Genomic DNA, 13,293 nt, shown 5'->3' on the forward strand with positions numbered 1-13,293 from the left:
CACGCAAGGGGTTAGGTTGAGCCGGTGGCCAATGAACCTAGCATGCGGATCGGGCGCCTCGCCGAACTCGTCGGCGTCTCGAGCGATGTACTGCGCGTATGGGAGCGCCGGTACGGGCTGTTCGAGCCCGAGCGCACGCCCGGAGGATACCGCCTGTACTCCGAGGCCGACCTCGACCTCGCACGCAGGGTGCTCGCCTTGCGGGAGAAGGGCGTGCCGATTTCGGCCGCCGTTTCCGCAGTCACCCAGGGCCGACCGATTCGCTCGGCGAGCGCGGAGCAGGGGTTGCGACTGCGCCGCGAACTCGATTCTGCTGCAGGTGAATTCGACGAGTTCACGTTCGTGTCGGTGCTCGACCGCGCTATCGACGAGTTCGGTGTCGCCGATACCATTCACGACATTCTGATGCCGCACCTGCAGCAGGTGGGCACGGAATGGGAAGCGGGTCGGATCAGCGTCGCGCAAGAACACTTCGTCAGCCATATCGTTCGTCGAAGGGTCGGCTCGCTGGCCAGGCTGGTGGACGACGCGGACGCTCCCATCGCGGTGCTGGCCTGCCCGCCCAAGGAGTTGCATGACATCCCGCTGCTCGCGCTCGGCGTCCTGATGTCCGATGCCGGATGGCGGGTGCGTTACCTCGGGCCCAACACCCCGCTGAAGGACCTCTACGGAGCATGCGAACGACTCGACCCCGACCTCATCATCATGTCGGGCACCCGGCGCACCGTCTTCGAGGCCCGTGCAGGAGCCCTGCGTCGGCTCTCGCAACGCTGGCCGATGGCCATCGGGGGACGAGGCGCGACGCCCTCGGTCGCCGCCGTGATCGGTGCCGACCGCTTGCCCGAACACCTCCGAGACTCAGCCGAATTCCTGCTGACGTCCCGGGATCAATATCGTCGGCCCGCCGCCGGTCAGTAGACACTCCCGGCGTCTGCCGGTCCGTTCACCACGATTGCCTCGGAGGAAGCTTATGAGCTCGTCCCGTCTTGCCCTGGTCACCGGAGCAACCGGCCACGTCGGCGGCCGTTTGGTGCCGGCACTCCTCGACGCGGGTTTCCGCGTGCGGGTGCTCAGTCGTCACCCCGATTCACTTGCGTCGGCATGGGCCGAGCGCGTGGAGGCAGTCGAGGGTGACGCTTGCGAACCTGCTGACCTGGCGAAGTGCCTCGCCGACGTCGATGTCGCGTACTACCTGCTGCACTCGATGGACGGCGAGGGTGACTTCGAGGAACGCGACCGAAAAATGGCGTCCAGATTCGCCTCTGCTGCAAGGAAGTCCGGCGTCGACCGGATGGTCTACCTGAGCGGACTGCACCCCTCTGGCGAATTGTCGCCGCACCTCGCATCGCGGGTGGAGGTCGGCAAGATCCTGCTCGCCTCCGGTGTGCCGACCGCCGTGCTGCAGGCCGGCACCGTGATCGGCGAGGGATCGGCGTCCTTCGACATGCTGCGTCACCTGTCCGAGCGACTGCCGCTGGTCATCGCTCCCCGCTGGCTGAAGAGCAAGATCCAGCCGATCTGCGACGACGACGTCATCCATTACCTCGTCGGCGCGGCTGACTTGCCGCAGGAGGTGAACCGCGCCTTCGACATCGCCGGCCCGGACGTGCTCACCTACGCCGACATGATGCGCCGGTATGCGTCCGCAATCGGGTTGCCAAAGAGGCGGATTGCGACCGTTCCGGTGCTCACGCCGAACCTCGCCGGTCATTGGGTCGGGCTCGTCACCCCCGTGTCGGCAGGGGTCGCCAAGCCGTTGGCCGGGAGCCTGGTGCATGACGCAGTTGCATCGGAGAACGACATCGACGAGTACGTGTCACCGCCCGAGGGTGGACTCGCCGGGTTCGAGGAATCGGTGCACCGCGCGACCAAGGACGTCGACACCCGCGCGTGGTCGCGTTCGGTCAAGACCTCCGCGGCGATCGTGGGGGTAACAGCCCTTGCGGGTTCGTTGCTGACCGACCCGAACAGCCGCTGGTACAAGAGCCTCGACCTGCCGCCGTGGCAGCCGCCGACCTGGGTCTTCCCGGTCGCGTGGACGACGCTCTACACCACGACCGCGCTCGCGTCCGCCGCGACGATGGCTGAATCGCCTGTGGCGCAGACGAATTCGTACAAGAAGGCGCTCGCGGTCAACATGGTGCTGAACGCGGGGTGGAGCGGTGTGTTCTTCCGAGCACACAAGCCCGCGGCCGCGACGGTCGTGGCCGCTGCATTGGCCGTGAGCAGTGCCGACCTGGCCCGACGTGCGGACGTGTCCAACCGCGGCTTGCGTACGGTCGCGCTCGGTGCCTACGCGGCATGGTGCACCTTCGCCACCGCCCTCAGCGGGGACATCGCCCACCGCAACTGACGCCGCGATACCGTCGGCGCGTGACTGACGACGTCCCGGTGCAAGGACTGAATGAGGTTCTCGCCCGCCGCTACCTGACCGGCGATGAAGCTCGTGCCGACAAGGTGGCCAAGCGTCACGCCCAGGGACGGCGCACCGCCCGCGAGAACATCGCCGACCTCGTCGATGACGGGTCGTTCATCGAGTACGGGCGCTTCGTCACGCCTGCCCAGGAGCAGCGGCGTCCCCTCGCCGACCTCGTGGTCGAGGCGCCGGCCGACGGCATCATCGGCGGCACTGCGACCGTCGACGGTGCGCCGTGTGCGGTGCTGTCCTACGACTACCTGGTCATGGCCGGCACGCAGGGAATGCGCGGGCACCACAAGACCGACCGCCTGGTCGAGACCGCCCTTCGCATGAACGTCCCGACGGTGTTCTTCACCGAAGGCGGCGGGGGACGTCCGGGAGACACCGACCTGCCCGGGGTCTCTTACCTCGACCTCGACCTGTTCGCGATCTGGGGCGCCGCACGCATCCCGAAGATCGCGATCGTCTCGGGACGATGCTTCGCCGGAAATGCAGTGCTCGCCGGATGTGCCGACCTGCGGATCGCCACTCCGGACGCGAACCTCGGCATGGCCGGACCGGCCATGATCGCCGGTGGTGGCCTGGGTCAGTTCGCGCCCGAGGAGATCGGTCCGGTCAACGTCCAGTGCGCGAACGGGGTGCTCGATGTCGTGGCGGAGGACGAAGAGGGAGCCGTCGAGGTCGCCCGGCGCATCCTGGGCTATCTCGGGGCCCGCGCCCACGAACCGGACGCGCCGTCCGAGGAGCATAATCTCGCCCGGGAGATCCTGCCGCACAACGAACGGGAGTCCTTCGACGTCCATCGGGTTATCGAGACCCTCGCCGACACGGACTCGATCACCTGGCTGCGCTCTGGGTGGGCGCCTGAGCTCGTCACGTGCATCGCGCGTGTCGAGGGGATGCCGGTCGGTTTCATCGCGAACCAGTCGGCGCACCTCGCCGGGGCGCTGACCACCGCGGCGTCCGCGAAGGGAGCGGACTTCCTCGACCTGTGCGAGCGCTGGCAACTTCCCGTGGTGTCGCTCGTCGACACTCCCGGCTTCATGGTGGGCCCGGACGCCGAGCAGGATGGACTGGTCCGTGAAGCGTCCAGGCTGGTGACCGCCGGCGCGCGGCTCACCACGCCGCTGGTGGGTGTGGTGCTGCGACGCGGGTACGGGCTCGGAGCGCAGGCGATGCTCGGCGGGAGCACGCACCGCCCGCTGCTGACCGTCGCGTGGCCGGACGCCCACCTGGGTCCGATGGGTCTGGAAGGTGCAGTCCGCCTCGGCATGGCCAAGGAGCTCGCCGCTCTGCCGGCCGAGGAGCGTGAACAGACGGTCAAGGAACAGACGGCTCTCATGCAGCAGCACGCCAAGGCGCTCAACGCCGCCCGGGTCTTCGAGATCGACGACGTGATCGACCCGGCCGAAACCAGGTCGTTGATCGCCCGCACCTTCGTTCGCGCACGCTGACTTCTGCGGCCCGTGGTCGACCGCTGCGTCCAGGCTCAACCAGCGGTGGTGGATGAGCTCGCAATCTCCGCTGGTTGAGCCGTACGGATGAGGAACGAATCCGTACGCGCCGAAACCGCTCGCGTTCCTCGTTGTTCCCGCCCAGGGCGACTCCGCGTTCTCAGCGGTCTAGGTAGGCGACGAGCTGCGGGGCCAGGCCGACGTAGGTGGCGGGGGTGAGGGCGAGCAGGCGGGCCTGCACCTCCTCGGGCAGGCCGAGTCCGCGGACGAACTCCTGCAGGTCGTCGGAGTTGATCCGACGTCCGCGGGTGAGTTCCTTGAGCCGCTCGTACGGCTGCTCCATCCCGGGAACTCCTTGTGCGCCGAGGGCCCTCATCGCCGACTGGATCGGCTCACCGAGCACCTCCCAGTTCGCGTCGAGGTCGGCCGCCATGGCCTCCGGGACGGCGTCGAGGCCGGCGAGGCCACGTCCGGCGTTGTCGATAGCGAGCAGCGAATGGCCGAACGCGGTGCCGATGTTGCGCTGCATCGAGGAGTCGGTGAGGTCACGCTGCAGGCGCGACTGCACGAGGGTGGACGCGAGAACGTCCAGCAGTGCGCTGCTGACCTCGAGGTTCGCCTCGGCGTTCTCGAAGCGGATCGGGTTGACCTTGTGCGGCATCGTCGACGATCCGACCGTGCCCTGGCCGCGCACCTGGGCGAAGTAGCCCATCGAGATGTAGGTCCACACATCCGTGCACAGGTTGTGCAGGATGCGGTTGAAGCGGGCGATGTCGCTGTAGAGCTCGGCCTGCCAGTCGTGGCTCTCGATCTGCGTGGTCAGCGGATTCCACTGCAGCCCAAGGCTTTCGACGAACGTCCGGCTGATCTCCACCCAGTCGGTGCTCGGGACGGCGGCGGTGTGGGCGCCGTAGGTGCCGGTCGCACCGTTGATCTTTCCGAGGAATTCCGCTCGCTCGATGCGCTTGAGCTGGCGGCGCAGTCGGTGCGCAAGGACCGCGAGTTCCTTGCCCATCGTGGTCGGGGTCGCCGGCTGCCCGTGCGTGTGTGCCAGCAGCGGAACGTCCTTGAGGTCGTTCGCCATGGTGGAGACGGCGTCCACCAATGCAGTCGCACGGGGCAGCCAGACCTGCTGGGTCGCGCCCTGCACCATCAGCGCGTACGAGAGGTTGTTGATGTCCTCGCTCGTGCACGCGAAGTGGATGAGTTCGGCCAGACCCTTGGCGTCGTCCTCGCCGACGATCGCGGTCAGTCGCCGCTTGAGGTAGTACTCCACCGCCTTGACGTCGTGGACGGTCTCGCGCTCGATCTCGGCGAGTTCAGTGACGTCGTCCTGGTCGAAGTTCTCGACGACGTCACGAAGTTGCTGCTGCTCGGACTCGGTGAGCGTACGGACGCCGGGCACCGCGCCCTGGGCGGTGAGATGGATCAGCCACTCGACCTCGACGTTGACCCGTTGCCGGTTGAGCGCCGCCTCGGACAGGTGGTCGACGAGCGGGGAGACCGCAGCGCGGTAACGACCGTCGAGTGCTCCGAGGGCGATGGGCGGCTGGGTGTCGGCGAGGGAACGCATGGCCCACATTCTTCCAGCGCTCCCGTACGCCGAGTGGCCGGGATATGAACCAGCGGCCGGGCGATAACCCGGCCACCAGTTCGTGACCCGGCCACTCGGCGAAAGGGGTCAGGCCTCTTCTACCTCGACGATGCCGAACACCTCGCCGTGCTTGGCCTGGATGATCGCCTCCGGACCCATCGGGGAGTCGAAGGTCATCAGGATGAATCCGTCGAGTTCCTGCGCCAATTGCGCCGAGGAGTCGCGGTCGGCGACGCCGAAGTGGGGCAGCCAACTGGCGGACGCATCGTCCGGCAACTGGTCGGCCAGGTGGATGCTGCAGATGCGGGTGCCGTCGGGCAGCGCCGCCACAACGCCGTATTCGTCGGCGTCGACGTAGGTGTAGCCGAAGACCTCGGCGTAGAACGCGCGGGCAGCGTCGAGGTCCTTGGTCAGCAGGGTGCTCCAGGCGACCGTGCCGGCCTCGCCGCTGATCCCGAAGCCGGGGTGCTCACCGCCCTGCCAGAGACCGAAGACGGCGCCGGTCGGGTCGCTGCAGAACGCCATGCTTCCCGATGCACCGACTTCCTGCGGTGGCAGGATGATTTGCCCACCCGCTTGGGCCACCCGCTGGACGAAGGTGTCGACGTCGTCCACCGCGAGGTAGGTGTTCCACACGGTCGGCGCGTTCTCGTCCTGGGTGAGCGTGATCCCCGCAGCCGGGTGGTCGTCCTTCAGACAGATCGCGTAGTCGTCGTCGCTGTCGACGACGCGCCACCCGAACAGGCGCCCGTAGAAATCCTTCGCGTGATGCAGTCCACGGTGTGCTTCCTGGTACGAGCAATCGACCCAACAGGGGACGCCGTTGGGCCAGGTGCCGGTGTGAATCGCCATGGTGCTCCTTCGTCCGATATCTCGTTCGACCCTATGTCGCGGGCGGGTCGAAGGTGTCGAATCGGTGCGGGTTTGGCGGATTCCGACTCGCCGACCTCCTCGAACTGCCTACCCTCGGAACATGCCTGCTGATGCCGCTACCCGGCGCCTGCTCGCTTCCGAACCCTTCGCGCGCTGCCGCCGGATGGCCGAAGACGCAGCCCATGACGACCACCGACTCCGCGTGTTGCTCGCGGAGGTCGAGATGAAGGTCATCGAGTCGGAGTTCTTGCGGGCCAAGCCGATCGCGGTCAACATCGACATCGCCGCGGCGGTCGTCGAGGCGTTCCTGGAGAGCGGCGAGCCGTACGCGTCCCTGGACGCCACCCGCTCGGCCCGGCTGCGGCTGGTGATCGCCGGCCTGCAGTACCTCGTCATGCCGCACGACGCCATCCCGGATGACAGTAGACACGGCCTGATCGACGACCTCACCGTCGTGCGTTGGGTCGCCCGCGTGGCCTCCGGCTCCGAGGGGCACCCGGTCGACGAACTGGGAGAGTAGGCGCCGGCCGCACTGGGTGAGGTTGTCACCACACAGCGGAGAAGTCGGAGACAGCCAGCATCAAGTAGCCGCCGCAGGTGACCAGCCCGAGGAGCACCGCGGTCGAGACCGCGGAGGCGGTCTCGGTGAAGGTCGTTCTGCCGGCCCGGGTTTCGCCGCCGCCCTGCGTGTCGGGCTCAGCGCTGTGACGTGACGGTCTTCAGGTGCTCGACCAGGCCGCGGCAGGCGGCCTCGACCTCGTCCCGGCAGCGGTCGAATCCGACCCCGTCACCGAAGTAGGGGTCGTCGACCTCGTCCTTGTCGGCGTCCGGATCGAACTCACGCAGCAGTCGGATGTGCGCGCTGCCCTTTCCCGCCTCGACCATCTGCTCCACCTCGTCCAGGTGGCCACGGTCGGCCACGACAATGAGGTCGCGCTCGGTCAGGTCGTCAGCGCTCAATTGACGTGCCCGGTGCGCAGACCCGTCGTAACCGCCGGACGTGAGTGCGGTCAGCGTCCGCGGGTCGGCCGGGTCACCGACGTGCCACCCGCCCGTGCCGGCGGAGTCGACAATCACCTTGTCCGACAAGCCTTCCCGCTCAACGAGCTCACGCAGGATCACCTCGCCCATGGGGGAGCGGCAGATGTTGCCGGTGCAGACGACGCAGACGCGGTACGGATCGGTCATGCCGACGATTGTGTCTCAGACCCGCGTCCAGATGTACGGGGTCGTGGTGGTGACGGCGGTCAGGCCGCTGCGTTCGAGGATCGGCTGCGACATCGGGGAGCAGTCGCTTTGCATGAACTTCACTCCGGCTTGCTGTGCGTGCGCCGCCCGAGCCGCGGTCAGCGCGCGATAGATGCCCTGGCCACGGCGGGCAGCGTGGGTCACACCGCCCCAGAGGCCCGCGAAGTCGGTGCCCGGCACGATCTCGAGTCGTCCGGCACTGATCACCTCGTCGCCGTCCTCGGCCAGCCACATGGTCGCGTTGCCTCGGGACCGTTCGAGCCGATCGATGGTCTCGACAGCCGTCGCGTCGCCGCCACCGAAGCCGGCGTTCTGCAGGTGATTGGCGCGGGTCACGTCGTCGGTGAAGTCACCGGCCACCCCGGCCTGCCGGATGCGTACCCCTGGCGGCAGTTCGACATCCTGCACCAGATGTTCGACCGGGCCGACCATCACGGTCTCCAGTTCCTCGGCCTGGAAGCCCTGCGCGACCAGGCGTTGTCCGAGATCGGCCGGTTGATCGTGCCCCCTGGTCTTCCATTCGAAGCGGGCCACCTCGGTCTCGTCGCGGTAGTGCGCGATGGTGCGTTCGATGAGTTCGTCGAGGTCATCGACGCCGCCGAGCGAGCGGTAGGTCGTGAAGCCGCCCCAGCCGAAGACACCGCGTACCAGCGGTCCGTCCTTGGTGAAGGAGAGCGCGCCCACCACCTCCGCGTCCCGTCGAAGTTGGTCGTCGTACGCCTGCAGCAGTCGGGCGATGTCGTCGGTCATGGCGGCCATCATCCTCGCCGATCGGCCGCGAGCCCATCTCTTTTCGGGACGGCTCCCGTCAGAGGCGAATCCAGGTCGGGGCCTGCTCACGGAAGGTTTGCGGAGGGAGGTCACCGGCGCCGCTCGGCACCGCGCCGAGCAATTGACCCTCGGCCAGCGTGCGCAGTCGGTCGACGTTGGTGCGTTCGGCGAGGTCGGGCTGGTCGGATGCCGACCCGATGACGACGCCGACCAGGTCGAGTCCGCGGATGCGGAGTGCTTCCAGCGTGAGTGCCGTGTGGTTGAGGGTGCCGAGTCCGGGCCGAACCACCACGACATAGCCGGTACGGATCCCCTTGGCTTCCAACGGGGTACCCAGATCGGCCAGGGTCGCGCCCTCACTGTCGAGCCGAACGAGCAGCCCGCCGGACCCCTCCACCAGGATGACGTCGTAGCGATCGCTCTGCGCCTGTTCGGCGACGCGTTCGGCATGTTCGCCCACCGTCGGGATCGAGGTCTCGGCCAGTTCGGCGGCCACGTCCGGAGCCAGCGGATCGGGCAGCCGCAGGTGCTCGTCGACCTCGACGCCGGCGAGCCGGGCGATCGTTTGCGCATCGCCGTCCTCGTTCTCACCCACGCCGGTCTGGGCGAGCTTGATCGCCAGGACGCGTTGGCCGCGGGCGGCCAGGGCCGCCGCAATGACCGCCGTGGCGACGGTCTTGCCGACCTCTGTGTCGGTGCCGGTGATGACGAGGACAGGTGTGCTCATGCGACCACTGTCGCACCTCGTCCTGGGATGACTCAGGCCTGTTGTGGTTTGCGGTACGGACGTTCCTCGAACAGCGTCATGCGACAGCCCGGGTCGCCGCCACCATGGCTGCGCCGATCTTCTCCACCTCGTCCGGGGAGCAGACGTACGGCGGCATCGCGTAGATCAGGTCTCGGAACGGGCGCAGCCACACGCCGTGTTCCAGAGCGACCCGGGACGCTGCGGCGTGGTCGCGCGGCGCGTCGAGCTGAATGATTCCGACAGCTCCGATCGACCGGACGTCGGCTACTCCCGGCAGTGCACGGGCGGGTTCGATCCTCGAAGACAGCCGTGAGCCAAGCGAATTCACGCGCTCGAGGAGGTCGTCGCCGAGCAGGTCGATGGATGCGGACGCGACCGCACACGCCAACGGGTTCGCCATGAAGGTCGGCCCGTGCATGAGGGCGCCGGCAGGATCGGCCGAGACTGCATCGGCGACCTGCGAGGTGCACAACACTGCGGCAAGGGTCAGATACCCGCCGGTCAACGCCTTTCCGACACACAGGACGTCGGGGACGACGCCGCACCGGTCGGCCGCCCACATCGTGCCGGTACGGCCGAATCCGGTTGCTATCTCGTCGAACACCAGCAGCGCGCCGGATGACCGGGCGAGGTCGCCGAGCACGCGAACCGCCGACGGTGGATGGATCCACATCCCTCCGGCTCCCTGGAGCACCGGCTCGACGATCACCGCGGCGATGTCGTCCGCGTGCTTTTCGAAGAGTGCTCGCGTCTCGACCTCCCAGGCGGAGATGTCGGCGTCCAACCCACCGGGCGGTTGTGGCGCGAAGATCTGCTGCGGCAGCACCCCTCGAAAGAGCGTGTGCATCCCGTTCACCGGGTCGGTGACGCTCATCGGGGACATCGTGTCGCCGTGATACCCGTCACGGATCGTGAACACCTTCGAGCGCGGACGGCCCGCGGCGGCGTGCGCCTGCCAGGCCATCTTCAACGCGACCTCGACGGCGACCGAGCCACTGTCGGCGAAGAACACGTGCTGCAGCGAGTCACCCGGTGCGAGGCGAATGAGCTTGTCGGCCAACGTGATCGCGGGCTGGTGGGTCAATCCACCGAACATGACGTGCGACATGCGGTCGAGTTGCGAGCGGGCGGCCGCGTCCAGTTCCGGTACCGCATACCCGTGGATCGCGCACCACCACGAGGCCATGGCGTCGATGACCTCGTGGCGCTCGCCATCGGCTGTCCGCAACCGAAGTCGCACGCCCGACGCCGACTCGACCAGGTGCGTCGTGGTGGGTCGGGTGGCGGATGCGTATGGATGCCAAAGGTGTTCACGGTCGAAGTCGAATAGGTCTGGCGACGGCACCCGCCCATCAAACAGCAGGAGGGTCCGGGTAGCGCCCGGACCCTCCTACCTCGAAGTAATGCGTCAGTCGCGCTTGCGAGTGAGCTTGGCGACGTTGACCGCCAGTTCCAGCAGAACGCGCGCGCCGAAGATCACGGCACCTACGATGGCCAGGTCGGCGAGCATGTTGAGGACGGCCGGGAAGACCTTCATCTTCATCGTGACGCTGTTGTCGCCGTCACCCATGGTGTCGCCCATGAAGCCGTGCAGGATGTCGGTCAGACCCCAGAGGATCGCAGCCGCGCTGATCAGCATGAAGGCGAGCGGCGCGATCTTCTCGGTGAGCGACTTGCTGAACTTGTCGCTGAACATCGCGCCGGCGCCGTCGCCACCACCGGAGTTACCGGTCGGCTGGAAGCCACTCTGGTTGCCCGAACGGCCGGTGCCGTAGGCGGGAGAGTTGTCGCCGTAGGACTGCTGGCCGTAGGACTGCCCGGAGTTCTGTGAACCCTGGCCGTAACCCTGCGCGGCAGACGAACCGCCACCCTGGGACCCCCACTCCTGGGTGGACTGCGAACCGGCCTGGTTGTCGGCCTCGGGCGAACCCCAGTTCTGGCCGAGCGAGCCGCCCTGGCCGCCTGCCTGCTGCTGACCGTAACCCTGGCTCGAACCCTGGCTCGAACCCTGGCCCGCGTCCCCTTGGCCCCAGTTCTGGCCGAGCGAGCCGCCCTGGCCGTCGTACGACCCGCCTGTCGGCTGTGACATCTGCTTCCTCCTGAAGTCGTGCGGCCTGCCTCGGCCGCTCGGATCAAACCTAGTTCGCTCGCCGCGCCGACGGTGAGGGTTTCCTCGGCGATTCCGCAAAACGGGTCGTTCAACCGCCCTCCAACTCACCGTGCTGGACGCAGGTCGCGCTCCAGTGTGTCGGGGTGACCTGCACCTTCATCCGGCGTTTGCACTTCGTACAGAACCGCGGAGGTTCCTCGGCCGCCAACCAGCGTGCGCACACTTCGTGGTCGCCCTCGGCCACCGGCTCACCGCACCGGGCGCAGTAGCGGTCGTCACTCACCACCGGCTCACAGGGAAGCGTTCAGTGCCTTGATCGGCATCTGCAACTCGTCGAGCAGTTCGAGGTCCTGCTTGGGATTGCGTCCCAGGGTGGTCAGGTAGTTGCCGACGATGACGGCGTTGATGCCGCCCAGCAGTCCGTCGCGCGTGCCCAGGTCACCGAGGGTCAACTCGCGTCCGCCCGCGTATCGCAGGATCGTCCGCGGCATCGCCAACCGGAATGCCGCGATCGTGCGCAGCGCGTCCTTGGAGTCCATCGGTTCCAGGTCACCGAACGGGGTGCCGGGGCGCGGGTTGAGGAAGTTCAACGGCACCTCGTGTGGCTCGAGTTCGGCCAGCTGCGAAGCCAATTCGGCCCGCTGCTCCAGCGTCTCGCCCATACCGACCAGGCCGCCGCAGCACAACTCCATGCCGGACGCCTTCACCATCTGGCAGGTGTCCCACCGCTCCTCATAGGAGTGGGTGGTGACGACCCGCGGGAAGAACGACCTCGCGGCCTCGAGGTTGTGGTTGTAACGGTGCACACCCATCTCGACCATCTGGTCGACCTGTTCCTGGGTGAGCATGCCGAGGGACGCCGCGACCTGGATGTCGACCGCTTCCTTGATCGCCTTCACGCCGTCGCGCATCTGCGACATCAGCCGCTCGTCCGGCCCACGGACCGCGGCGACGATGCAGAACTCGGTCGCGCCGGTGGCGGCGGTCTGCTGCGCGGCCTTCACCAACTCGGGGATGTTCAGCCACACGCTGCGCACCGGGGAGGTGAACTGACCGGACTGGCTGCAGAAGTGGCAGTCCTCGGGGCAGCCGCCGGTCTTGAGCGAGACGATTCCCTCGACCTCGACCTCTTCACCGTTGAACTCCAGTCGCACCTCGTGGGCCAGAGCGAGCAGGTCCGGGAGCATCTCGTCCGGCGTGCGCAGCACCTCGACGATCTCGTCGTAGGTGAGTCCTTCGCCCTTGATGAGGACGCGGTCCCGCGCGCGTTCGAGGATCGAGGTGTTCGCTGTGGTGCTGGTCATGGCGCACGATCCTGCCGCAGGCCGGCACAGGGCTTTCGCCGGACCCGCTACTCGGCGGTCACCGGGGCCGGCGTGGCGCAACTCACTGAGTGCAAAGTTGCACCCTCCGCCCCCAAAGGGCAAATATTGACCAGTGCCCGAATCCGACCTCCATGAGCTCAGCCGGCGCTCGCTGAACAAGCACCGCACCGCCCAGCGGATCACCCGCTGCGCCCAGCGGTTGGCCGCCGATCACGGTTACGACGAGTTCACCCTCGACCAACTCGCCGACGCCGCCGAGGTGTCGCGCCGGACGTTGTTCAACTACTTCCCCACGAAACTCGACGCCGTCCTCGGAGACGGTCCGCGCATCGACGCCGCCACCCTCGCGACGTTCAAAGCGGGTGGGCCTACGGGGGTCCTGATCGACGACTGCGTCGAGATGGTCAGGGTCATGTTCGACGACCCGGAACTCGACCGGGCGGCCATGGTCAAGGTGACGCAGTGCTTCGAGCGCAATCCGAAACTCACCCATGAGGCCCTGCAGCGCGCACGTCACCACATCGGTGAGTTCGCCGGCGTGATCGGTGAACGAGAAGACCTGCCGCCCGACCACCCGCGCGTCCGGGTCGCGATCGCCACTTTGCTGGCACTGGTCGAAGTGACCATGCAGCAGTTCGTGGCCGACGAGGGCGCCCACTCCTTCAACGAGTTCTACGCCGCCAATCTCCAGGTCGCGCACGACCTGCTCGGCCGCTGACCGCGATTCCCGACGACTTCCACCCGCACGAGA

Annotated in this window: 14 protein-coding genes; 5 read left to right on the forward strand and 9 right to left on the reverse strand. The window is 67.5% G+C overall.

Annotated features, from left to right (window positions below):
- Positions 1 to 24: 24 nt before the first annotated feature.
- The 3 genes from FB459_RS02785 to FB459_RS02795 are packed head-to-tail and all read left to right on the forward strand — an operon-like array spanning position 25 to position 3,873.
- The gene (locus FB459_RS02785) at positions 25 to 918 is read left to right on the forward strand and encodes a MerR family transcriptional regulator (protein ID WP_141927389.1); all 894 of its coding nucleotides are present in this window, start codon (positions 25 to 27) and stop codon (positions 916 to 918) included.
- Between the two features lie 52 nt (positions 919 to 970).
- Positions 971 to 2,353 (forward strand): tryptophan-rich sensory protein, encoded by a 1,383-nt coding sequence (locus tag FB459_RS02790; RefSeq protein WP_141927390.1) that lies wholly within the window; start codon positions 971 to 973, stop codon positions 2,351 to 2,353.
- 20 nt (positions 2,354 to 2,373) lie between these two features.
- The gene (locus tag FB459_RS02795) at positions 2,374 to 3,873 is read left to right on the forward strand and encodes an acyl-CoA carboxylase subunit beta (RefSeq protein WP_211345115.1); all 1,500 of its coding nucleotides are present in this window, start codon (positions 2,374 to 2,376) and stop codon (positions 3,871 to 3,873) included.
- A 160-nt stretch (positions 3,874 to 4,033) separates the two neighbouring features.
- On the opposite strand, the gene purB is transcribed toward FB459_RS02795, so the two are convergent.
- Positions 4,034 to 5,446, reverse strand: coding sequence for an adenylosuccinate lyase (gene purB, locus FB459_RS02800; protein WP_141927392.1), 1,413 nt, complete (start codon positions 5,444 to 5,446; stop codon positions 4,034 to 4,036).
- A gap of 108 nt (positions 5,447 to 5,554) precedes the next feature.
- A complete protein-coding gene (locus FB459_RS02805) occupies positions 5,555 to 6,319 on the reverse strand; it encodes a VOC family protein (RefSeq protein WP_141927393.1) in 765 nt (254 codons plus the stop codon).
- A gap of 121 nt (positions 6,320 to 6,440) precedes the next feature.
- On the opposite strand from FB459_RS02805, the gene FB459_RS02810 reads away from it, so the two are divergent.
- Positions 6,441 to 6,860: a DUF1232 domain-containing protein gene (locus FB459_RS02810; RefSeq protein ID WP_170221660.1), complete on the forward strand. Its 420-nt coding sequence runs from the start codon at positions 6,441 to 6,443 to the stop codon at positions 6,858 to 6,860.
- 176 nt (positions 6,861 to 7,036) lie between these two features.
- Here the strand turns inward: FB459_RS02810 and FB459_RS02815 are convergent, their stop codons facing one another.
- The 7 genes from FB459_RS02815 to bioB form a co-directional block, all read right to left on the reverse strand.
- Entirely contained in the window at positions 7,037 to 7,528 is a 492-nt protein-coding gene (locus tag FB459_RS02815; protein WP_141927395.1) for a low molecular weight protein-tyrosine-phosphatase, read from the reverse strand.
- A 15-nt stretch (positions 7,529 to 7,543) separates the two neighbouring features.
- The gene (locus FB459_RS02820) at positions 7,544 to 8,338 is read right to left on the reverse strand and encodes a GNAT family N-acetyltransferase (RefSeq protein WP_211345116.1); all 795 of its coding nucleotides are present in this window, start codon (positions 8,336 to 8,338) and stop codon (positions 7,544 to 7,546) included.
- A gap of 58 nt (positions 8,339 to 8,396) precedes the next feature.
- On the reverse strand, positions 8,397 to 9,086 hold the full coding sequence (gene bioD / locus FB459_RS02825; RefSeq protein ID WP_141927397.1) for a dethiobiotin synthase: 690 nt from the start codon (positions 9,084 to 9,086) through the stop codon (positions 8,397 to 8,399).
- Positions 9,087 to 9,162: 76 nt separating this feature from the next.
- Complete coding sequence (locus FB459_RS02830) at positions 9,163 to 10,452, reverse strand: adenosylmethionine--8-amino-7-oxononanoate transaminase (RefSeq protein ID WP_141927398.1); 1,290 nt, start codon at positions 10,450 to 10,452, stop codon at positions 9,163 to 9,165.
- Between the two features lie 63 nt (positions 10,453 to 10,515).
- Positions 10,516 to 11,196, reverse strand: coding sequence for a hypothetical protein (locus FB459_RS02835; protein ID WP_141927399.1), 681 nt, complete (start codon positions 11,194 to 11,196; stop codon positions 10,516 to 10,518).
- A gap of 109 nt (positions 11,197 to 11,305) precedes the next feature.
- A complete protein-coding gene (gene bsaP, locus FB459_RS02840; protein ID WP_239702616.1) occupies positions 11,306 to 11,500 on the reverse strand; it encodes a biotin synthase auxiliary protein BsaP in 195 nt (64 codons plus the stop codon).
- Between the two features lie 7 nt (positions 11,501 to 11,507).
- Positions 11,508 to 12,521 carry a biotin synthase BioB gene (gene bioB / locus FB459_RS02845; protein WP_141927400.1) on the reverse strand — a complete coding sequence of 338 codons (1,014 nt, stop codon included), beginning with the start codon at positions 12,519 to 12,521 and terminating at the stop codon, positions 11,508 to 11,510.
- 133 nt (positions 12,522 to 12,654) lie between these two features.
- Between bioB and FB459_RS02850 the strand changes: the two genes are divergently transcribed.
- A complete protein-coding gene (locus FB459_RS02850) occupies positions 12,655 to 13,260 on the forward strand; it encodes a TetR family transcriptional regulator (protein ID WP_141927401.1) in 606 nt (201 codons plus the stop codon).
- Positions 13,261 to 13,293: the final 33 nt, after the last annotated feature.

This window comes from Yimella lutea, from assembly GCF_006715095.1.
GTDB classification, from domain to species: domain Bacteria; phylum Actinomycetota; class Actinomycetes; order Actinomycetales; family Dermatophilaceae; genus Yimella; species Yimella lutea.